The following is a 24162-nucleotide window of genomic DNA, read 5'->3' as shown; positions in this document are numbered from 1 at the left end:
TTCCTTACCTGCCCTGCTGCCTGGTGCCATTGGGGCTCGAGGGGTAGAGCGACGCGGGGAAGAGGCTGACGGGGAACCCGCCCCCTTCCAGCAGCGGCGACAGCATCCCCGCGATCCGCGCGAGGTTTTCGTTGTGGGCGATCGTGTGGTGGTCCGCCCGCATTTCGTGGATGACGATCCGGTCCCCGACGAAGCCGGCGAACCCGTTCGACTTGTCCTTGCTCGTACGGGGCACGGCCGGCAGGTCGTTGTCGTTGCCCTCGGCCAGGAAGCCCTGGGTGGCGTGGAAGAGGGTGGTGGGCACGGGGGCGAGCAGAGGCTTGGGCCGGTACTCCTGCAGCAGGTCGCCGTTGCGGAGCATCAGCTCATGACGGACCAGGATCTGCCGTTTGATCGTCTCCTCGTCGGGCCGGGCCGGAGCGAGGTCGTGGATGTGCCGGGCGACGAGCCCCAGTTGTTCGTCGAGGCCGAGGCCGGTGAGGGCCGAGAGGTTGATCTGCTCGGTCACACCCCAGCGCTGGCACATGGCGTTGCCGAGCATGACCAGGGAGAAGGCCTCGGCCTCGACCGCGGTGACCGTGCCCCAGTCGACGCCGTCCCACGCATCGGTGCCCGGCATGATCGGGTCGATGGCGATCAGGTGCGCGACCTCCTCGCCCGCGTCCTGCAGTTGGCGGGCCATTTCGTACGCGAGGACGCCGCCGAAGGAGCAGCCGCCCAGCAGGTACGGCTCGCCGGGGAAGCGGCTGCGGAGCTCCGCGACGTAGTGCGAGGCCATGTCCTCGACCGAGGTGTACGCCCGGGGTTCGGTCTCGCAGGATGCCCCGCCGAGCTGCTCCAAGCCGAAGACGGGCTTGCCCATGCCGAGGTGCCGCGAGAGGTAGATGGCGTAGCTGACCTCGCCGTAGAGGTTGTGTGCCCAGACGGAACGCCGGCCGTTTCCGTGCCGGTTGATGAACACCATCGGGGAGGAAGGCTCGGCCGTCTCGTCAGCGGCCTGGCCGGTGTTCCGTGCGTCGGCGATCAGCTGCACCGTGTCCGATGAGGTCAGCAGCCACTCCTCGCTGTCGAGTTCGTGGATGACCGGTGGCGGCGCGATCCACCGGCCGAAGTCCCCCAGTGGGGCGTCGGCTCCGCGCACCGCCCGGATCACGCGGGTTTCCCCCGCACCGGTGACCGGCCGCGACCGGTACTCGGTCGCAGCCCGTGCCAGGGCCGTCCGCCACCGCGCCGCCGTCAGCAACCAGCGCTGCAAGGCGGGGGCGGGCATGGGCGCATGCGCCTGGAGCAGCCGGGCGGCGGCCGAGACCCGGGCATCGGTGTCCTGTTCCGCGTGAGAGGGGACTGGCCGGTCGGCTCCCCAGGCCGCGGCGAACTGCGCGGCGACCGCGTCCACACCGGCGGCGGGCGTCTCGGCGGGGCGGTCGCCGCCCGGTTCGGGCGTGCCGAGCAGTAGCAGTTCGGCCACTTCCACGCCGCGCTCCGCGAGGGTGCGTACGGTCTCCGCCGCGACCAGGCCGGCCAGGCCGTGGCCGACGACGCGGCACGGTCCGCCCTCGTGCCGCTCCGCGATGACGGAGGCGCACGCCTGCGCGAGCTCCGTGACCCCGGCGCTCGTCGGTTCGATGCCGTCGGCGAACCCGGGGGCCTCCAGGCCGAGGACGGGGCCGCCCTCGGCGAGGTGGTCGCACAGGTGGGTGAGCCAGGTCAGCTCGCCGGTGTCGCCGAACAGGCAGTAGGCGGGCGTGCCGGTGGTCTGGTCCTCCTGGGTGAAGGGCAGCAGCCGCGGGGCCGGGGCGAATGCCGTGCGCGGTGGGACCGGTGGGGTGGTGCTGTCCGGTGCGCCGTCCGGGACCGTGTCCGGCAGCACGTAGTTCTCGTCGAGGTGCGCGGTGAGGCGGTCGACGCTCGGGTGCTCCAGGATCGCTGCCATCGGGATGTGGTCCCCGTAACGGGCTTGGATCCGCTGCATGATCCGCATCGCGCCGATCGAGTCGACACCGTAGGCGGCGAACTCCCTTGCGGGTTCCACCTGTTCCGTGCGGATGCCGATGCCGTCGGCGACGGCCTCGCAGACGTGGTGGCGGAGCTCGCCCGCGGAGCCGCCGGACTGCGTCGGCGCCGTGACGGACGAGGCCGTGGAAACCGACGGCGCGGGTCGGGCGCGCTCGGGGGCGCGCGGCGCGACGGCTGCCGCCGCAGAAGCCGAGGACGGAGCCTGCACCATTTCGGCGAGGAGTCCCGGGACGGGGGCTGCGGCAGAGGGCCGCGGCCGGGGGAGTACGGGGGTGGCGGCCGTCACCGGAGAGGCCTGGGCCGGGGCCTCGACCGTCGGTGTCGCAGCGGCGGGACGCGCCGGCCCGGGAAGCCAGTGGCTCTCGGGCGCGAACGGGTAGCCGGGCAGCGAGGTGCGGTGCCTGCGGTTGCCTTCGTGCAGGGCGGCCCAGTCGACGGATGCGCCGTCGGCCCACAGGGCGGCGAGCCGTACCGGGTCGCCGCCGCGGGCGCGGTCCATGGCGTGGGCGAGTTCCTCGTCTCCGTGAGCGACTGCCTCCGGGGCCCCGCCGATGCGCGCGGTGCGCACGCGCGGGTCACCGTCACCGTTCAGATACGCCGCCAATGCCTGGGAGAGTTCCCCGAGGCTCTCCGCGACCACGGCCACCCGGGCGGGCAGGGCGCGGCGGCCGGCCTGGAGGGTGTACGCGGTGTCCGCCGGGGAAGTCGTGGGCAGGCCGCCCTCCCGTTCCAGGCGCCGCAGGTGGTCCAGCAGCCGCTGGGCCGAGGCGCGCAGCCGGTCCTGGTCGCGGGCGCTGAGGACGAAAAGCTGCGGTCCGTCCGCCATCCGCGTCGGGGGCGCGGTCACGGGAGGCTCCTCGACGATCACGTGCGCGTTCATCCCGCCGAACCCGAACGAACTGACGCCGGCCCGGCGCGGCTGCGGCTCCCCGGTGGCCCCGCCGGCCGCAGGCCGGTCCCACGGCCGGGCTTGCCCGACCAGGTAGAACGGCGAACCCGACGGCTCGATCAGCGGGTTGACGCGCTCCACGTGGAGGGTGGGCGGGAGCATCCGGTGGCGCAGTCCGAGGATCACCTTGATGACGCCGGCGATGCCCGCCGCCGTCTCCAGGTGCCCGATGTTGGTCTTGACCGCGCCCAGCCCGCAGTACTGGACAGGACCGGATTCCGGTGAACCGAAGGCGGTGCACAGGCCCGTGAACTCGATGGGGTCGCCCAGAGCGGTGCCGGTGCCGTGCGCTTCGACGTAGGAGATGTCCTGCGGGCGCACTCCGGCCCGTTCCTGAGCCTTGGCGATCACCGCGGCCTGGGCGGCCGGGTTGGGCGCGGTGAGCGATGCTGAGCGGCCTCCGTGGTTCGTGGCCGTGCCGGTGATCAGGGCGTGGATGTGGTCCCCGTCGGCCTGGGCCCGGCCGAGCGGCTTGAGCAGCACCGCGCCCACACCCTCGCCCCGTACGTAGCCGTCGGCGCGGTGGTCGAAGGACTTGCAGCGGCCGTCGGCCGCGAGCATGCCGGAGCGGGTGAAGGCCTCGAAGCCGGTCGCGCCGAGGATGACGTTGACGCCGCCGGCGATGGCGAGATCGCACTCGCCGGTCTGGATGGCCCGCACGGCCCGGTGGATCGCCACCAGCGAGCTGGAGCAGGCGGTGTCCACCGGTTCGCTGGGGCCGTGGAGGTCGAGCAGGAACGAGATCCGGTTGGCGAGGACGCTGTGGTCGTTGCCGGTCATCAGCTGGCCGTCGATGTCGGCGCCGCGCTCGCGGGCGAGTTCGCCGTACTCCGACGAGGCCACGCCCACGTAGAGGCCGCAGGAGCTGCCCGCCAGGTCGGCCGGGTCGTAACCCGCCTCCTCGACCGCGGACCACACGGTCTGCAGGAAGAGCCGGTGCTGCGGGTCCATCACACGCGCCTCGCGCGGGGTGATCCGGAAGAAGTCGGCGTCGAACAGGTCCACGCCGTCGAGGAAGCCTCCCCAGTACGGCGCCGTGCCGTCGTTGCCGGGGAATCGTTCGGACGGGGCCCGGGTGATGAGGTCGTGGCCCTGCGCGAGATGGCTCCAGAAGCTGTCCAGGTCGGGGGAGCCGGGGAACATGCCGGCCATGCCCACGACGGCGATCGGCTCGGCCTGGTCCGTGAACGCGGTCGGCCGACCGGGTGCGGCTGACCGCATGGCGGCCGGGACCGGGAGCGGAGGCGAGGCAGGGGCCGGCTCTGTTGAGGGCTCCGGTGAGGTGGGCTCGCCGGAGACCGGCGGTGCGGTCTCGGAACGTGCCGTCGTCGCCCGTACCTCCTCGCGGTCCAGTTCTGCGATCAGGGCGGCCACGTCGGCGCACCCGTAGAGGGCGGTGGGACTGACGGGTGTGGCGAGATCCGCCGAGAGCCGGTCGGCGAGCTGCACCATCGTGACCGAGTCGAATCCGAAGTCGCTGAGATGGTCGCCGAGGTCGATGTCGGCGGGCGCGAGGTGCAGCAGTTCGCAGATCGCCGCAGTCACCACGCTCTCGGTCCGCGTCTGCCGCTCCGGCGCCGGCGGGCTCGGGCGGCTGGTGGTGAGCCCGGCTGCGGTGGCCTGGGCGGCCGGGTCCGGCTGGGTCACAGAGGTTTCCTCCTGGTGGTCCGGCGACGCCCCGGACGGGGCGTCGGGTGTGTCGGCCGGCGGCTCGACCGGGAGCCAGTACCGGTCGCGGGCGAAGGGATAGTGGGGCAGCGCGACGATGCGCCGGGCGCCGTCGGCGTGCAGGGGCGCCCAGTCGACGGGCTCCCCCTCGGCCCAGGCCCGGCCCAGGGCCGCCAGCTCCGCTCGGCTGCCAGGTCCCTGGGGAGCCGGCCGGGCGGGCAGGTCCGTACGCGGCGTGCCGGGTGCGGTGCCGGTCGCCAACCGGGCGTCGGGGCGGCCCTGGGCGTAGGAGTCGAGCACGTCCGCGGCCTCGGCGAGGCTGTCCACGACGGCCGCCAGCCGGGTGGCGAGCGGTTCGCGGCCGGCCCGGAGGGTGTGGGCGACATCGGCGAGGGCGAGCTCGGCCTCGCGGGTCCGCAGGAAGGCGGCCGTGCGGCGGGCGTGCTCACGCAGCCGGTCGGGTCGCCGCGCGGACAGGACGAGCAGCTGGGGGCCGGTGCCGGCATCCGTCGACCGGGTGGGCGCGGGTGCTTCCTCCAGGACCACGTGGGCGTTGGCCCCGCCCGCGCCGAACGAGCTGACGGCCGCCCTGCGGCGGGCATTCCCGGGACCGCTCTGCCACGCCGCCGGTTCCCGGACGATCCGGAATCCGTCGGCGGTGGCCGGGCCGCCCTCGCCGATGGTGGGGGCCAGCGTCCCGTGCCGCATCTGTAGCAGCACCTTGGTCAGCTGGGCGACGCCCGAGGCCGCCTCCAGGTGGCCGGTGCCGGGTTTGAGGGAACCGATCACCAGCTCGCGCCGGGCACCGCCCAGATCGTAGGCCCGGCGCAGCGCGGCCAGTTCGACGGTGTCACCGACGGGGGACCCCGTCGCCTGGGCCTCCACGTACTGGATCGAGTCCGCGTCCGCCCCGGCGGACCGGAGGGCTTCCTGAACGAGTGCGACCTGGGCATCGACGCTCGGTACGGCGAACCCTTCGGTCGGACCGTCCGCGTTGACCGCCGATCCCAGGACACAGGCGTGGATGCGGTCGCCGTCGCGTAGGGCGTCGGAGAGCCGCTTGAGCAGGACGGCACCGACCCCTTCGCCGGTGACCATGCCGTCGGCCGCGGTGTCGAAGGCACGCGCGCGGCCGTCGCGCGACAGCATCTTCGCCGTGGACAGGTCGAGGTGGTGACTCGGGTGCAGGATGACGTTCACCCCGCCGGCGAGCGCCGCCGAGCATTCGCCGCTGCGCAGGCTCTGAACGGCCAGGTGCAGTGCGGTGAGTGCGGACGAGCACGCGGTGTCGACGGCCATGCTCGGCCCGGTGAGGCCGAAGCAGTGCGAGACGCGATTGGCGATCGACCAGGCGGATGAGTTGGCCTGGACACGGTGTCCGCGTCCCCACTGCTCGGCGGCGAGCAGCTGGTACTGGCCGTGCATCACACCGACGAACACGCCGACGCGGGGCCCGTGGCCGCCGTGCGCGGCGCGCAGCCGGGACGGCGGCCAGCCGGCGTCCTCCAGAGCCTCCCAGGCGGTTTCCAGGAAGAGGCGCTGGGCGGGATCCATCCGTTCCGCCTCCCGGGGGGAGATCCGGAACAGCAGGGGATCGAACCGGTCCACGCCGTCCAGGAAGGCCCCCCACCGGTGGTAGCTGCGGCCGGGGGCGCTGCCTGACGGATCGTGGTGGTCGGCCAGCGGCCAGCGATCCGCGGGGACCTCCGTCACGGCACTGGCGCCGGCGAGCAGGCGTGCCCAGAAGGCCTCCAGGTCCTCGGCCGCGGGGTACCGGCCTGCCATGCCGACGATTGCGATGGGCTCCACCTCCGGGACCGCCTGGGGCCGGGTGACCGGGTCTTGCGGCCGGGCAGCCTGCTCGCGGCCGGGCAGCAGGAGATCAGCCAGTGCGGCGCCGCTGCGGTCGATGAGCTGCCGGGCCATGCCTTCCACGGAGTCCCCCGTGGAGAGTGCCTCCGGGGGGACGGGGCCGAGATCGCGTTCCAGGCGCTCTGCCGCCTCCATGGTGGTGAGGGAGTCGGTGCCGTACGCGGAGAGCGGCGTCGCCGGATCCAGTTCGGCCGGGGGCAGCCGCAGGAGGTCGGCGTAGAGGGCGGTGAGGTGCTCCACCGTTCGTGTGAACAGCGGCTGGTCACCCGTGGCGCTCTCGAGTACGGCGGCCCGGGCGCCGGTCTGCGACGGAGTGCCGGCCAGGGCGGTGGGGGGCAGGGTGGCGGGGGCCGAGGCGGCGGGGATGGCCGAAGTGGCCTGCACGGTCGTGCGCCAGGTGCCGCGCTCGGCCACGAATACGTGCTGGCCGGCCTGTTCGTCGGTCCAGCCCGGGACCCCGTGCCTGGTCACCGCGGACATCCCCGCCTCGATCAGGAGGGCCTGCCAGCCGCCCGCGCCGATCAACGGTGCGTGCGGCAGCCGCAGCTGAGGGTCCTCGGCGAGCCACCAGCCGTCCGTGAGCCCGAAGACCGGGGTGATGCTGTCGAGTACCCGGGTGGCCTCATTGAGGACAAGGAGGGCTCCGGGATTCATCAGCTCGGCCACGTTGGCCAGGGTTCGGCGGATGTCCGGGGTCGCGTGCAGCACGTTCGTTGCCAGGACGAGGTCGTAGCGCTCGGTCGGACCGAAGCCCTGCGATTCCAGGTCCCCGGCGATGTCCAGGACCCGGCACTCCACATAGGGGCGCCCCGAGGCGAATCCCTGCCGGGCGGCGCCCACCAGCGTGGGTGAGAGGTCGGTGCAGTGGTACCCGACGGCGTTGCCGAACCCGTCGAGCGCGTCGAGGACGGGCCGCGTCGTGCCTCCCGTGCCGGCGCCGATCTCCAGAATGCTCACCGGCCGCCGCGCATCCGCCCCGCGGGCGTCGAGGAGAGCCTTCACGGCCGTCCGGACAGCCGTGGCGCACAGGGCGTTGAAGTGACTCGTGCGTGGATCGTCGTGGTAGAGGGCGGCGACGCGGTGGTCCGACCCGCCGGGGAAGAGGACTTCCAGCCCACGCCGGGTACCCGTCAGTACGGCGGGCAGCGCCGCCGCGCAGTCGTCCAACAGCTCCAGCACCGGGACTGAGTGCGGGAAGCGGTTAGCCAGTTCGGCACGCAGCCGTGACAACTCATCGCTGTTCGCGGCGCCTTGCGGGATCTCGCCGTTCACTGTGGCGAGCAGGGCCTCGTACAGCCGCTGCCGGGAATTCGTCGCGGTGGAGGCCGGAAGCCCCGCCCCGGTCAGCAACCCGGCCGAGGACAGCACACTACGGACGAGGCGGCGCCCGTAGGCGTCCACGGAGTCCAGGTAGTCCGAGGCGTACGGTTCGGCGCGCTCCGCCTGTTCGGCGCGGACCGCGGCGCGGACCGGATCGAGGACCGACGGCCGGGTCGCCGGTTCGGCCCGATGGACGATGCCGGTGGCGACCGGGGTGACCTCGGCCAGCGAGCCGTCGGCCTTCAGCGGCGCGATCTGCAGTGCCCGGCCGGCCAGCGATGCGCGGAAAGCCAGGACTCCCTCGGCCCCGGACAGCGGAGCGATGCCCCAGTCCGCCAGGCGCTTGCGGTGTTCCTCGGTCGCGACGACACCCTGCTCTCCCCAGAAGCCCCAGTCGAAGACGGTGACCGGCCAGTGCAGGCGGCCGGCCATGCTCCGTCCGTAGGCGGCGAGGAAAGTCGACCCCGCGGCGTAGTTGGCCTGGCCCGGGTTGCCGGTGTGCGCGATGGCGGAGGAGAACAGTGCGAGGAAGTCGAGTTGTTCGGTGCCGAGCGCCCCGCACAGGGCCACCGTGCCCCGCACCTTGGGGTCGAGGGCCGCCCGGAAAGTGTCCTCGTCCATGCGGGCGAGGGTTCGGTCGGCCAGCCGGAACGCCGTGTGGATCACACCGTCCACGCCGCCGAACCGCTCCCGCATCCGGGCCACGGCGGCCCCGATCTCCTCGGGCTCGGTGATGTCCGCGCGGTGGTACTCCACTTCGGCGCCGGCGCGGCGCAGCCCGTCGAGCAGGTCGCACGGGAGCTGGTCGGCCGCTCGTCGCCCGACCAGCATGAGCCGGGCCCCGTACGTGCGTGCCAGGTGCTCGCCGATGACCTGCCCGAGTCCGCCGGCCCCGCCGACCAGCAGGTAGCGTCCGCCGGCACGCAGCGGCAGGCGGTCGGCGGCCGGCTCGCCGAGCTCGGCCGGTTCCAGCCGCTTGACCAGCCGGACGCCGTCACACAGGGCGGTCTCGGACATCGGCGTGCCGGCGGGCTCCGCGTCGATCCGGTCCAGGAGCTCTTCCCAGCGGCCGAGTTGGGCGCACCGCGCCAGGTCGTCCCCCGCCAGGTCGATGCAGGTGGTCCGGAGGAAGGAGAGCTCACGGGCGAGCGTGCGGGTCAGGCCGTGGAGGGAAGCGGCGAAGGGATTGGCTACCGGCATGCCCTCGTCGACCTGCTGGGCGTCGCTGGTCAGTACGGTCAGCCGGGTGCTACGCGGGCGGCGTGCGGCCAGCGCCTGGGCGAGGTGGAAGAGTGCGAGGGCGCCCTGACGCTGAGAGGCCTCCAGATGGTCGAGATCCGTCGGGGTGTACCTGCGCTGTTCCACCCCGCCGAGGAAGTAGATCCGGCCCGGGGCCGGCTCTGTGGAGAGCAGGTCGCCGAAGGCCGAGGCGGCGTCGACGGCGGTGAGGTCGACGCGGTGGGCGCGCTCCGCGTGGCGTGCGGCCAGGGCGTCGCCCAGGCCGTGGTCGTGGCCGGTGGTGAGGATCAGCACCCGGCCGGCGTCGTCGGCGCGCTCCTGTTCTGCGGCGAGCGGGCTCAGTCGCCAGACGGGCCGGAAGTACGGCACCTGCGACGCGCGGCCGGGACGGACGGCGGTGAAGCCGGTGAATTCCGCGAGCGGCCTGCCCTCCACGTCACAGAGGGTCACATCGCAACGGACGGTGCCGCGTTCGGTGTCGGCGGAGGTCAGACGTGCGTGGGCCCAGCGTGCCCGGCCGGTGGGGGCGAGCAGCCGTACGGCGTCCACACTGGCGGGCAGCGTCGCCGGGCTCTCCCACGCGGGAGCGGCGCCGTGCAGGACGTGCAGGGCGGCATCGGTCACGCCGGGCTCCAGCCACCAGCCGGTTCCGGCGCCCTCGGGCTGCTCCGCAAGTTCGGCCAAGGCTTCGCCCTCTCCTCGCCACAGCCGCCGGACCAGCCGGTAGGACGGTCCGTAGGAGAGGCCGCGCTCCGAGGCGTTCGCGTAGAAGGCCTCGCCGGACTCCTCCCGGGCACACCGGCCGACGACGGCCGACAGGTCCGTGGGCGCCGACCCGGCAGGCTGGTCGTCGAGGTGGGCGGTGAGGGTCGCGCGTACGGTTCGGCCGTCGGGTCCGTCGGTGACGAGCCGCGCCGTCACGGTGTCACCGGCCTCGGCGAGCAGTACGGTCGCCTCCGCGTCGGCCATGTCCAACGGGGAGCGCCACCGTACGTCGGTGAGCCGGGTGACCTGCCGGCCCGTCAGGGTGCGGGCCGCTGCCCGTACCAGTTCCATCTGCGCGACTCCCGCGAGGACCGGGCGCCCGCCGACGAGGTGGTCGGCCACCACGGCGTGCGCGGCGCTCAGCCGTACCGGGAAGGCCGTACCGTCGACGGTTTCGGTACGCGGGCCCAGGGCAGCGTGCGGCCATTCGCAGCCGTCCGGAAGGGGGGTGGGCGCGGCCGTGGTGGCGGGCCAGTGGGAGGGTCCCGCGAAGGGGTAGCCGGGCAGGGACACGATGAAGGGGCGGCGGTCCGCAGGGTGGGCGGCGTCCCAGTCGATCTCCGCGCCCGTCACCCACCGTTCGGCCTGCTCGCGGAGGCTGCCCGAGCCCGTCGGAGCCGCCGGTGCGGCGGGGTGCTCCGGGCGCGGGGTACCGGGTTCGGAGCGGCCGGTGAGCACGCCGGGGGCGTTCCCGTGTGCGGCGAAGCGCGACAGCCGGTCCCTGAGGTCGTCCAGGCTCCGGACGACCGTCGCGAGCCGGTGCTCCAAGGGATCGCGCCCCACCTGAAGGGTGTACGCCATGTCTTCGAGTGCGGCGCCGCGGTGCGCGGCGAGGCGGCCGGCCATCGCGGCCAGCTGTTCCGGGGTGCGCGCGGACAGCAGGATCAGGTGGTCTCCTCCGGAATCCGTGCGCAGGACCTGCGGCCGGGGGGTGAACTCCTCGACGACGGCGTGCGCGTTGGCGCCGCCCGCCCCGAAGGAGCTGAGCGCCGCCCGGAGGGGCAGCCCCTGCCGCGCCGGGTGCCAGGGCTCGGCGGTCCGCTGCAGCCGGAAGGGGGACCCTGCGAAGTCGATCCTGGGGTTGGCGGGTTCGCTGTGCAGGGTGGGGGCGAGCGTGCGGTGCCGCAGCTGGAGTACGACCTTGGTCAGGCCCGCGATCCCGGCGGCCGCCTCCGCGTGGCCGATGTTGGTCTTCACCGAGCCCAGCGCGCAGAACTGGCGGTCCGTGGTCCGCTCGCCGAACGCGCGGGAGAGCCCTTCGATCTCGATGGGGTCGCCGAGTTCGGTACCGGTGCCGTGCGCCTCGACGTAGCCGATGGTGCGCGGGTCGACGCCGGCGCGCCGCAGGGCGGTCCGGATGACGGCGGCGTGCCCCTTCGGGGAGGGCACGGTGTAACCGTTGGTCTTGCCGCCGTGGCTGATCGCGGTGGACCGGATGACGGCGTGCACCTGGTCGCCGTCGGCGAGTGCGGAGGAGAGTGGTTTGAGGACGACCGCGCCGACGCCTTCACCCGGTACGAAGCCGTTGCTCCCCTCGCCGAAGGCCCGGCAGACGCCGTCCGGGGAGATCATCCGCTGCTCGGAGAGCATGGCGTACTTCATCGGGTGCAGGTTGAGGTATGCGCCGCCGGCCACCGCCATGCGGCACTCGCCGTGCCGCAGGCTCTCGCAGGCCAGGTGGAGAGCGGTCAGTGAGGCGGAGCAGGCGGTGTCGACGACGAGGCTGGGCCCGTGGACGTCGAGGACGTACGACAGCCGGTTCGCCAGGGAGAATTCCATCGAGTAGGCGGACACCGGATTGCCCTTGCCCCACTCCTCGGCGGCGACGAGCTCGTACGCCATGCCGGTCGTCCCGACGAAGACGCCGACGGAGTGCCGGCCGTCTTCGGTGCGGGTGAGCCGGTGCAGCCGGGAACGTGAGTACCCGGCGTCCTCGACGGCCGACCAGGCCACCTCCAGGAACAGTCGCTCGGCCGGGTCCATCCGCTCCGCCTCGCGGGGCGCGATGCCGAAGTGCAGCGAATCGAAGCGGCTGACACCGGAGAGGAAGCCTCCCCAGCGGCCGTAGCTGGAGCCGGGGCGGCGGTCCCCCGCGTCGAACCAGCGGTCCTTGTCCCAGCGGTCGGCGGGGATCTCACCGGTGCAGTCGCGGCCCTCGGAGAGGGCCCGCCACAGCTCGTCGAGGTCGGCGGCCCCCGGGTAGCGGCCCGCGATCCCGACGATCGCGATGGGGTCGTCCGCGGGGACGGACGGCTCCGCGGCGGGGCTCGGCGGCGCCTGAGGTGCGGAGGGCCGCGTACCGAGCGGCTGAGCCATCTTCCGCTCCGGCGTCGGGGCGGCGAGGTCCCGCAGCGCCTCGGGGTGGTGGTCAGCGAGGTGGCGGGCGAGATCCGCAACCGTCCGGTGCTCGAAGAACAGGGTCACCGGCATGGGACCGAACCGGTCCTCCAGGGCGACCGAGAGCCTCTTGACCATGACCGAGTCGATGCCGAGGGTGGAGAACTCCTGATCCGCCCGGAGCACTCCGGCCGGCATCCGGGTCAGTTTCCCGACCAGGTCGAGCAGGAACGCCTGGGCCGCCTCGGTGATCGCCGGTGCTGTCGCGGTCGCGGCCGGATCCTTGGTGGCGTCCGGGCCGTGAGGGACCGGGTCGCCCGGGGTGCCGGGGCGCGGTGCCCCGCCCCGGCCGATGCGCTGCGCGGCGAAGGAGCGGATGACGGCCGGCCGGCCGTGTACGACGAGGAGCTCGGGCAGGCCGGAGCGCAGTGCGGCCACCAGGGCGGCGAGGCCGGTTTCGGCCGGCATCGCCGTCATGCCCTGCAACGTCTCCGTGGCCAGGCGGTCGTTCTCGCTGAGTGTCATGCCTCCGCCCGCCCAGAGCGGCCAGCCGACCGAGACCGTGGCACCGGACCGCTCCCCGGACCGCACCAGGCCGGCCCGGTGTGCGGCGAAACCGCCGAGGGCACGGCCGGCCGCGGCGTAGTCGCCCTGTCCGGGGTGGCCCAGATAGGCGGACATGGAGGAGAACAGCGCGAACAGCCGGAGCGGCTCGTTCCGGGTCGCCTCGTCCAGGTTGCGGGCGCCCACGAGCTTCGGGTCGAGCACCTTGCGGTGGGCCCCGGCCGGCTTGTTGACGACGTACGCGTCCTCGTTGACCCCCGCCAGGTGCAGCGCGCCGGTGACGGGTCCGTACTCGGCACGGGCCAGTGCCACCGCCGCGGCCACGTTCTCGGCGCGGGTCACATCACCGCGAACGTAATGGACCCGGCCACCCAGGTTCTCGATACGGGCGAAGGCGGCGCGGCGGGCTGCATCCGGCTCGGAGCGTCCCATCAGGACAAGGCGCGCCCCGGTTCGCTCGGCGAGCAGCTCGCCGATCCGCATGCCGATGCCGCCGGCTCCGCCGGTCAGCACGTACACGCCATGGTGGGGTAGTTCCTCGGTTCCGGCGGTGAGCGGAAGACCGACCTCCGCGAGGGTGCGAGTCCAGCGGCTCGCACCGTCGTAGCGCACCTGGGCCGAGGCCGGTGGCGTCTGCGCGAGTTCTGTGAGCGCGAGACCCACCGGATCGGCCTCCGCGGCTCCCACGGTCAGGCCGACCAGGTGCAGTCTGCGGTCCTCGCGGGCGGCGACGGCGCAGAACCCGCCGAGGGCGTCCGCGGACTGCTCGCGGTGGGGTCCGACGGCCAGGCAGGCCACCGCAGGCCGGTCGTCCTGACGCCTGAGGATCAGTGTGCGGACCAGCGGATACACGGCGTCCAGGGAGTGTTCGGGGGCCGCGGCCGTGACGACCACGACGCGCTGCGGCATCAGGTCCCGTGCCGCCAGCTCCTCCCACAGCCGCGCCCATCCGGTGTCCTCGTCGACGCCGATGCGGTACTGCCGCTCGCTGTCCTGCGTCCATGCGCTGCCGGGGACGGCACGTACGGTGATCGTGTCGATCGGCAGGGGGACGGAGAGAGCCGCGTCCGCCGTGGTGTCGAGAACGACCAGGGCCGGCAGCGCTGCTCCGGTCGTGCGGGGGATCGGGCCGCCGGTCCGCTCCCAGACCGGCTGGAACCACACCGTCTCCCCGCTTTCGGGCACGGGCCCCGGGGAGGCCACGCCGAGCCGGGCGGTCGCATCGGCGACCGAGAGCTCACCGCGCCGCACCTGCTCCAGGATCTGCCGCCTGGACACGTTCGGGTTCACAACGCACCTTCCATCAACTGTTCGACCTGATCGACTGTCATGCGGCCTTCGGTGAGCGCCCGCAGGAGCTCCGGCAAGACCTCGGTTCCGGATGTGGTCCCGGACGCGGGCTGGGACACGGTGTCCGCCCAGTACCGCTGCGGGGTGAAGGGGTAGCCCGGCAGTGGTACCCGGCGGGGCTGCCTGACCTCCCGCCGCGGACGCCAGTGCGGTCCGCCGACGACCCACTCCCGGGCGGCGGCGTACGGATCGGCGGCCGGTTCGGCGGTCCGCGGGGCCTGGCCCGGCCCGGCCGTGCCGAAGATGATCCGGGGGTCCGCCACCCCGTTCAGATATCGGGGCAGCAGCCCCGGTAGTTCGCCGGCGCCGGTGACCACCACGGCCAGTCGGTGGTCCATCTCGTCCCGCCCGACGCGCAGGGTGTGGGCCAGATCCGCCAGCGGGATCTCCGGGGCGCCCTCCGCCTCCCGCGTGCCGAGGAAAGCGCGGAGTCTCTCGGCCTGGGCCCGCAGGCCCTCCGGTGTCCGGGCCGACAGGACGACCACTTCGGGCCCGCCGGTGGCGGCGGCGCCGACGGGATCCTGCGGGTAATCCTCCAGCAGAACATGGGCGTTGGTGCCTCCCAGGCCGAAGGCGCTCACGCCGGCTCGGCGCGGGGAACCCGAGGCGGGCCACGGGGTGAGCCGGTCCACGACGCGGAACGGGCTGTCCTCGATCTCCAACAAGGGGTTGGGCTCGCTGAAGTGGAGCGTCGGCGGGAGCGTTTCGTGGCGCAGCGCCAGAACGGTCTTCACCACGCCGGTCAGTCCGGCGGCGGCTTCGGTGTGGCCCACATTGGATTTGACGGTGCCGATGGCGCACCAGGGGGTGGTGGGCTCGTTCTCGGGCCGCCCGGTCAGAGCCGCGAAGGCCTTCCGCAGGCCCCGCAGTTCGATCGGGTCGCCGACCTCGGTGCCCGTGCCGTGCGCCTCGACGTAGCCGACGGTACGCGGATCCACCCCGGCCTCCCGGTAGACGGAGGCGATCAGCTCGGCCTGCGCGCCGGGGTTGGGCATCATCAGCGAGTCCATGTGCCCGCCGCCACCGTGCGAGACACCGCTGCCGCGGACCAGCGCGTACACCGTGTCCCCGTCGGCCAGCGCCCGCGACAGGGGCTTGAGGAGCACGGCGACGGCCCCCTCACCGCGAACCATGCCGTTGGCCCGCCGGTCGAAGGCCGCGCAGCGGCCGTCCGGCGACATGATGCCGAGTTGGCCGAGCGCCACGAACAGGTCCGGGGTCAGGAAGAGGTGCACTCCGCCGACCAGGGCCGACTCGCACTCGCCGGACCGGACGGCCCGGACCGCGCGGTGCAGTGCGGTCAGCGAGCTCGAACAGGCGGTGTCGACTGCTTCGCTCGGGCCGCGCAGGTCGAGCTGGTACGAGATCCGGTTGGCGATCAGGCAGTGGCCGTTGCCGCTGACGACGTGACCCTCGCGGTGGCGTCCGGCGCGCAGCAACTGCCAGTCGTAGTCGTGCGAGGTCGCACCGATGAACACCCCGGTGCGGCTGCCGCGCAGTTCGGAGGGCCGGTGGCCCGAGTCCTCGACCGCCTTCCACGCCGTCTCCAGCATGATCCGCTGCTGCGGATCCATCAGTTCGGCTTCCAGCGGTGTCATGCCGAAGAAGCCGGCGTCGAACCGGTCCACCCCGTCGATGAAGGAGCCCCAGCGGCTGTTGACCTTCCCGAGGGTGCGGTGCGGGTCTCCGAAGACCTCGCGCCAGTCGAACCGGTCCTGGGGGATCTCCGTGACGAGGTGGACACCGTCGCGCAGGTTCCGCCACCAGGTTTCCAGGTCGGGGGACTTGGCGAAGCGGCCCGCCATGCCGACGATGGCGACCGGGTCTTCCACAGGCGAGGTGGGTGAGGCTGAGGCCGGTGCGTTGCCGTGCTCGGGCTCCGGTTCGGGAGCCGCTGCCACTGCCGGCATCGCCGGCGGCGTCGGCGTCGGTTCCTGGGCGGGCACCGGGGCGTTCGCGGCCAGGTAGTCGGCCAGCGAGGCGATCGTCGGGTGCTCGTAGAGCAGCACCTTGGGGAGCTTGCCGAACACCGGCTCGAGATTGCGGACGAGTTGGATGGCGCTGAGCGAGTCCATGCCGAACCGGTCGAAGGTCGCCTCCGCGTCCACGCCCTCCGTGTCGATGCCGAAGAACCGGGCGAAGAGCGGGCGCAGCCGCTCCCGGATTTCCGCGGCGGCGTCAGCCATGGCCGTCGTCTTGGCCGGAGCCGTAGGGACGGGCCCGGCGGCCGGCCCGGTCGGCATGAGCCGGGGCACGGGCGTTGTCACGTCCGGCACTTGGGCAGCGCGACCAGCCTCTGGCGCCGCGTTCCCCGGGGTCTGGCTGAGCAGCACGGCATTGTCGAACTCGTGCTCCTGGAGGTCGGGTGAGCCGAACGCCCAGGTCCGCGCGAAGCCTTGTGCGTCGAGGGACTTGCGCCATCCGGCCACGTCGAGGAACGGCGAGTGCGGCAGGCGTGCCTCGGGGTCGGTGGCGGCCCAGTAGCCCGGCAGCGGTCCGATCATCGCGGTCATGCAGTCGTGGTTGCGGACCAGCTCCTCCAGGATCAGCACACCACCGGGAGTGAGCAGGCGCCGGATGCGGGCCAGGCTGTCAGCCATGGTGCGGGTCGCGTGCACCGAGTTGGCGGCGACGACGATGTCCGCGCTCGCCGCGGCGAAGCCCTGCGCCTCGGGATCGGTGTCCAGGTCGAGCACCTTGCACACGAAGCGCACGGGAGTGGCCGAGAAGCGCTCGCGGGCAGCCGGAAGGAAGGCCGGGGAGACGTCGGTGAAGGTGTAGGTCACCGCCTCTCCCCGGTCGGCCAGTACGTCGAGCAGCCGGCGCGTGGTGCCGCCCGTGCCGCCGCCGATCTCCAGCAGTCGGACCGGTCGGCCGGGCTCGCGTTCGCGGAGCGCGCGGACCTGGCCGGCCACGAGGCGGGCCACGATCTCGTTGTGGTGGTCGGCCACCACGTTGCCGTCGTAGATCCGCAGCAGCAGGTCGGGGTGCTCGCCGGAGAAGAACACCTCCAGCGGGTCCGCCTCGCCGGCGAGGACTTCCGGGAGCCTCGGCACGCACACGTTCACCAGGTCGAGCCAGGGCCCCAGCTCCGGGTGGTCGGCGGCCAGCGCCGCCCCCTCCCGGAAGAGCCATTCCTGTTCCGCCGCGGCGGAAGCGGCGGGCCGGCCGCCGGCCCGGGCCGTCATCGGGGCGAGGGCGTCGGCGAGGCGGCCGTAGCGCGGCTCGTCCGCGAGCCGGGCCCGCAGCCGCTCGGCGGTGGGGAGCACGGCATCCGGCCCCGCCGCGAGCAGGTGGCGGCACCAGCGGCGCAGCAGCTCGTCGAGGCGGTCCATGCCCTGCGCGGCGCGGCGCCCGGCAAATCCGCTGCCGGCCACGAACCGGCGTACCTCCTCGGCGACCCGCTCTGTTCCGGTACGGGTCGGCGGCGCCTCGACCGGTGCCGAGGCCGGGGCAGCCGCAGGGTCGGCGGCGGCCCGGTCTTCGAACCAGTACTGCTCGCCACCGAACGGGTAGACCGGCAGAGGCAGCCTGGGCAGCCGCTCGTCCGCCACGGGCAGCGGCACCTGTTCGCCGGCCACCCAGCGGCGGGCGGTCTCGGCCGATAGGCGTCCCTCCGCTCCGAGGAGCGTCCCGGAGAGCGGGCCGCCTGCCCGGACGCCGTCGAGGCGGTCGAGGAGCTCGGGCAGCGATTCCGCGAACACGGCCAGGCGACCGGGCATGGCCTCGCGTCCGAGGCACAGCGTCGCCGACACCTGGTCGAGCCGGATCCCGGGGCGCTCCGCCAGGAAGTCCCGGTGGCGTCCCACCAGTTCGCGCAGCCGGTCCTCGTTCTTCGCGGAGAAGGGGAACAGCAGTGGACCGCCCACCGGCGGTCCGGGCTCGGCCGGCGTGGGAGCCTCCTCCAGGACGGCGTGCGCGTACGCCCCGCCGAACCCGAAGGAGCTGACCCCCGCCCGGCGGGGTGCACCGGGATAGCTCGGCCATGGGACGGACCCCTCGTTGACGTACAGGGGGCTGCCGTCGAAAGCGCAGTGGGGGTTGGGGGTGGCGTGGTCCGGCATGGCGGGGATGACGCCGTTGCGCATCGACAGCACGGTCTTGATCACGCCGACCAGCCCGGCCGCGCCCTCCGTGTGCCCCAGATGGGCCTTGGCCGATCCGACGGCGCAGAAGCCGGTCCGGTCCGTGTGCTCCCGGAAGGCCGCGACCGCGGACTCCACCTCGATGGGGTCGCCGAGTGACGTGCCGGTTCCGTGAGCCTCCAGATAGCCGATGCTCTTCGGGTCGATGTCCGCCTGCGCCCAGGCCCGCAGCAGCAGTTCGGTCTGCCGGGCCGGATGGGGGGCGGTGAGCGATCCCGCACGGCCGCCGTGGCCGACGGCGACCGACCTGATCACCGCCTGCACCGGATCGCCGTCGGCGAGCGCCCGGGAGAGCGGCTTGAGCAGGACGGCGGCCACCGCCTCGCCCGGCACGTACCCGTCCGCCCGCGCGTCGAAGGTGTGGCAGCGGCCGGACGGGGAGAGCGCACCGAGCGCGGAACTGCGCAGGTAGTGCTGGGGGCTCAGGATCAGATTGGCGCCGGCGGCGAAAGCCATCGGGCAGTCACCGCGACGCAGCGCCTCCACGGCGAGGTGGAGGGCGTACAGAGAGGAGGAGCACGCGGTGTCGACGACCATGCTGGGGCCGGTCAGGTCGTAGACGTACGAGGGCCGGTTCGCCGCCATGGCCACCGAGGTGCCGGTCACGTCGTGTGCGCCCATCTCCCGGCGGCGGGCGGTCATCTCGTCCTCGTAGTCGCTGAAGCACTGGCCGATGAAGGTGCCGGTCGCCGAGCCGCGCAGCCGGCCCGCGATCCCGGCGTCCTCCGCGGCCTCGTAGAGGACTTCCAGGAGCAGCCGTGCCTGGGGGTCCATGCCTTCGGCCTCCGCGCGCGGCAGCCCGAAGAAGGGGGCGTCGAAGCGGGCCACGTCGTCGAGGAAGCCTCCGTGGCCGCAGTCGGTGCCGCCGGGCCGTACCCCTGCCGGGTCGTGGTGCTCCGCGTGGTCCCAGCGGTCGGCGGGGACGGCGGACACGAGGTCGCGGCCGGCGACGAGGTCGGCCCAGAGACCGGCGGGGCCGCGCGAGCCGGCGGAGCCGGGGAAGCGTCCCGCCATGCCGATGATCGCGATCGGCTCGTCGGCCTCGCCGCGGCGGACCGCGGGGGCGGCCGGAGCCGCGGGACCGGTGGAACCCGCTGCGGTGGCCTCGTCCTCGGTGGCGAACGCCGCGGTCACGGCCTCCCGGTGCTCACCCACGAGGTACGCGGACAGGCTGTCGATGTCGGGGTGCCGGAAGACGAGGGTCGCCGGAAAATCGGCCGTGAACCGGTCGGTCAGCCGTCGCACCAGCTCCACGACCTGTACGGAGGTCAGGCCGAGCTCCAGGAACCCGGCGCCATCCAGCACGTGGTCCACATCGAGCAGTTCACGGACCTGCCCGGCCAGCCAGTCACTGGTGCGCTCCAGCAGACCCACTCGGTCGGCGCCCGAACGGTCACCGCCGGCCGGGCCAGGCCCGAGAGCAAGGTCCAGGCGGCTCTCCAGCCGGTTGCGGTCGCCCCGGAGGACGACGACCTGGTGCTCGCCGGAACCCAGTGCGGTCTCCAGCGCGGCCAGGGCATCCGCCGTCTCCAGCGGTACGGCTCCGAGCCGGCCGAGCACCAGCTCCTCGGCGGCGGGGTCGATCCGCATCCCTCCGTCGCGCCAGAGCGGCCAGTTGACCGCCAGGGTGCGCCCGTGCCGTTCACCGGCCCGCCGCTTCTCCTCCCTCCATGCGGCGAAGGAGTCGAGGTGGCGGTTGGCGGCGGAGTAGTCGGTGGCGCCGGGGTTGCCCAGTACCGACGCGACGGACGAGTACAGCAGCAGGTAGTCGAGCTCCTGCGAGCGCGTCGCCAGGTCGAGGCCGACCGCTCCGCGGACCTTGGGCGCGAGGACGCGCTCGGTCGCCTCGCGTCCCTTGTCCACCAGCAGGGCGTCGTCGACCACCCCCGCGCAGTGGACCACCGCGGTGAGCGGGCCGAATCGAGCGGTCGCCTCGGCCACCGCCCGCGCGGTGGCGTCCCGGTCGGTGACGTCGGCGCGGAGGTAGAGCGCCCGGCTACCGAGCTCTTCCAGTACGGCCACGGCCGCGTCGGTCCCGGGGCCGGGGGAGGAACGCCCGAGCAGTACGACGGCCCCGGCGCCCCGGGAGGCGAACAGCCGCGCCGTGTGCAGGCCGAGACCGCCCGCTCCGCCGCTGATCACGTACGTACCACCGGGCCGGACGAGCGGCACGGCGTCCTCCGCGGCGGCGGTGCGGAGCGGCTGGAAGGCGAGTACGGACCGGACCTCGCCCGCGTACCGGACCTCCGGGGCGGGGCGGTCGCCGGCGGAGCCCGCCGCCGCTGCCTCGGCCAGGAGCGCCGTCACAGGGGGCCGGGCCACGGCGAACCGCACGGCGGACAGGGCCAGTTTGGGCTGTTCCTGACGGACACTGCGGGCGAGCCCGCCGACGGCGGCGTGCTGCGGCCGTTCGGCCCGGCCCGTGTACGCGTACACGATCGGCAGCGTCGCGCGGCGGCCCACGGCCCAGGCCCGGCAGAGCAGGAAGGCGGAGAGCAGGCCGCCGGTGTCGGCCGGATCGGTCTCCTCGGCCGTGTGGAGGCCCCACAGGTGGAGCACGGCGTCGGGTTCCGCGCCGTCCTCGCGCAGGGCGGCGGCCAGCGTGGCGTAGTGCCCGCCCTCGCTCGGGGAGACCTCGTACAGGTCGGGCGTCACGCGGGCGTAGGAGACCCCGGGCCGCACCTGGACCACCCGCCGGCAGTGGGAACGCAGTTCGGCGATCCGCCGGGCGTCGGTGTCGAAGGCGACCACGACGCCCGTGCCGAAGGGCGAGCCGCCCGTGTCCGCCGCCGGGCGGGCCTCCCACCGGGGCGCGTAGAGGAGTGTCTCGCCGCTGCCAGGGGCCGAAGGGTGCTGTGTCGCAACCGCTGCGGGCCCCGGCCCGCCGAGCCAGTACCGCTCGCGCGCGAACGGGTAGGTGGGCAGGGCCACTCGGCGTCCCGTAGCGGTGTCCGGCCAGAGCGGCAGCGCGCCCGTGACCCATCGCTCGGCCAGGGCCTCCTCCGACAGTCCGGACGCCTCGCCCACGGCCTGGCCGGAGGCAGCGCCGGGACGTACCCGCCCCTGGTGCCACGCTGTCCGGGGCTTTCCCTTCGCCGCGAACTCGGCCAGAGCATCCGCGAGTCCGGCCGTGTCGGAGACCACCAGGGCAAGGCGGTGCTCCATGGCCCGCCGCCCGGTCCGCAGGGTGTGCGCAACATCGGCGAGGCCGATCTCGGGATGCGTCCGCAGATGGCGGGAGAGCCGCCCGGCCTGTGCCCGCAGTTGTTCTTCCGTGAGGGCCGAGAGCGGCACTGCGTACGGACGCCCGGTCGGCGCGGCGTCGGCGTCCGGCTGGCGGTACTCCTCGACGATCAGGTGGACGTTGGCGCCTCCGGCGCCGAACGCGCTCAGCGCGGCCCGGCGCGGTGTGGCCTCGCCGGTGGCGGGGTCGACCGCCCCCTCCCAGCGCTCGGTGGCCTCGGGCAGCCGGAAGGGGGTGTTCTCCCAACGGATGTCGGGGTTGGCGGCGCCCGTGTCGCGGGCCGCCGGAACGGTCCGGTGGCGCAGGCACAGCAGGAGCTTGGTCAGCCCGGCGATGCCCGCGGCGGCTTCCAGGTGCCCGATGCTGCTCTTGACCGACCCGATCGAGCAGAACCCGCGCTCGGCGGTGTCCCGCCCGTAGACCGAGGCCAGGGCCTCGATCTCGATCTGGTCGCCGAGCGTGGTGCCACTGGCGTGTGCCTCGATGTGGGTGATCGTCCGGGCCGGTACGCCGGCGTCGGCGAGGGCCGCGGCCACCACGCGCGTCTGGGCCTCGGGGCTGGGCACCGAGAAGCCGCCGGTGCGTCCGCTGTGCCGTAGCGCGGACCCGCGGATCAGGCCGTACACGTGGTCGCCGGAGGCGAGGGCGTCCGTGAGCGGGCGGATCACGACCGCGCCCACGCCTTCGCCGGGCACGTACCCGTCGGCGTCCTCGCCGAACGGCCGGCACCGGCCGTCGGAGGAGAGCAGTCCGAGCTCCGCCAGCCGCAGGTACTTGTACGGGTGGAGCGAGAGATTCACACCCCCGACGACCGCCGCCCGGCATTCACCGCGACGGATGCTCTCCGCGGCCAGGTGCAGCGCGGTGAGCGCGGCCGAGCAGGCCGTGTCCACGGTCAGGCTGGGGCCCTGGAAGTCGAAGGTGTACGACACGCGGTTGGCCAGCGCGGACGACCAGGAGCCGGCGATCTCGGGGGTCCCTTCGCGCAGCCGGTCGAGTCCGTTGAGCTGGTAGTCGTTCCACATCACACCGGCGAACACGCCGACGGCGCCGGCGGTCTGGCCCGCCAGGCCTTCCGGCGAGTGGCCCGCGTCCTCCAGCGCCTCCCACGCCGTCTGCAGGAAGAGCCGCTCGTGCGGGTCCATCAGCTCCGCCTGGCGGGCGGACAGGTGGAAGAACGGGGCGTCGAACTCCGCGACGCCTTCGCAGAACGCCCCCCATTTGCCGTAGCTGCGGCCCGGTGTGCCCTTGCGGGCATCCCAGTACGCGCGGTGGTCCCAGCGGTCGGCGGGTATCTCGGTGACGCAGTCACGCCCCTGCACCAGTACGTCCCACAGCTCGTCCGGGGTCCGTGCCCCCGGGTAGCGGCCCGCGAGGCCCACGACGGCGAGCGGGTCGGCCGTGTCGGAGGATGCCGGAGAGGGCGCGGCGGGATGCGGCTGCGGCCCCTCTCGCGGCTCGGAGGTGTCGTCGCAGACGGGCCCGTGGCCCTCGGCTCCGAGATGGTCGGCGAGCTTTCGTACGGTGGGGTACTCGAACAGCAGCGTCGGGTAGAGCTCGGTGCCGAGCCGCTCCTCCAGGGACCGGGCGATACCCAGCAGGTCCACCGAGGCCAGGCCCAGATCGTAGAAGCCGCGGTCGGGGTCGACGTCATTCGGGGCACAGCCCAGCCGCTCCGCCACCAGCGCGGTCACAGCCGAGTGGAGGCCGGTACCGGACCGGGCGCCGGGCCCCGACGGGACCGGTTCCGGCGCGGCGGGGGCGGTGGGTCCGGTAGTGGTCGGCGCGAGCAGACGGGTGATCAGGTCGGCCGACCGGATCCGCTTCGCGCGGAAGCCGGTGAGGCGCGCGGTGACCGTGCCGTCCGGCGAGCAGATCTCCAGGTCCGCGTCGAACAGGTCGGCGTCCAGCCGCCCGCCGACCGGTCCGGGCACATGAACGAGGTTCTCCGCGCCGACCGGGCCGGGTGCGTGGAAGGAGTCGATGGAGATAGGGATGAAGGCGTGGTCGGCGGCGCTGCGCTGGCCGGTGTCGAAGAGCACCATCGGCACCAGCGTGGCGAAGTCCAGTACGGCGGGGTGCGCGTGGAAGTGGTCGACGTACGGCTCGGCTTCCGGTGCCAGCCGCATCCGGGCGAGTGCGTGGTCCTCCCCGACCGTCACGCTGCCCGATGCCTTCATGAAGCCGCGGTGGTGGATGTCCAGCTGCCGGACGAAGCCGTACAGCTCCTCCACCGCGACCGTGCGGTCCTGGGGCCGGCCGGCCAGTCGCTCGGCGGGGACGCTCCGGACCACGGGGTCGGTCACGGTGTGGAGGTACGCGCGGCAGTTGGTCTGCCACTCGCTCTCCGGAGCGTCGGCGGGACGGCTGCGCACGGTGACGGGCAGTCCGGTTCCCCCGATCCCCCCGGTCTCCTCACCGATCACCACTTCCACGCGCCGTCCGGCCTCGGTTCCGGTGATGGGCGCGAGGAAGACGATCCGGCGCAGCTCCACGTCCGCCGGGTCGATTCCGGCGCGCCGGACCAGCCGGAGGACGAGATCGAGCAGGAAGACTCCGGGCAGTACGGGCACGGAGTGCACGAGGTGGTCCCGCACGGCCTCGTCCCGGGCCGTGACGGTGGTCGCGGCCCGGCGGCCGGCAAGCAGATCCAGAGCAGCATCGGAACGCTGCGAAAGTCGGTTCTCCGCCAT

Annotated in this window: 2 protein-coding genes; both read right to left on the bottom strand. The window is 73.7% G+C overall.

All coding sequences use genetic code 11. The features are described from left to right. Positions 1–4: 4 nt before the first annotated feature. Positions 5–14020, bottom strand: a complete 14016-nt coding sequence (locus OG207_RS07380; RefSeq protein ID WP_329096979.1) for an SDR family NAD(P)-dependent oxidoreductase — start codon at positions 14018–14020, stop codon at positions 5–7. Further along, positions 14017–24162 (bottom strand): SDR family NAD(P)-dependent oxidoreductase, encoded by a 10146-nt coding sequence (locus OG207_RS07375; protein ID WP_329096978.1) that lies wholly within the window; start codon positions 24160–24162, stop codon positions 14017–14019. Before OG207_RS07375 ends, OG207_RS07380 begins: the two co-directional genes overlap by 4 nt.

Origin of the sequence: Streptomyces sp. NBC_01439 (assembly GCF_036227605.1) — a bacterium.
GTDB lineage: Bacteria > Actinomycetota > Actinomycetes > Streptomycetales > Streptomycetaceae > Streptomyces.
Note: the sequence above shows the minus strand (reverse complement) of the source record. Positions and strands in the feature narration are given on the sequence as shown.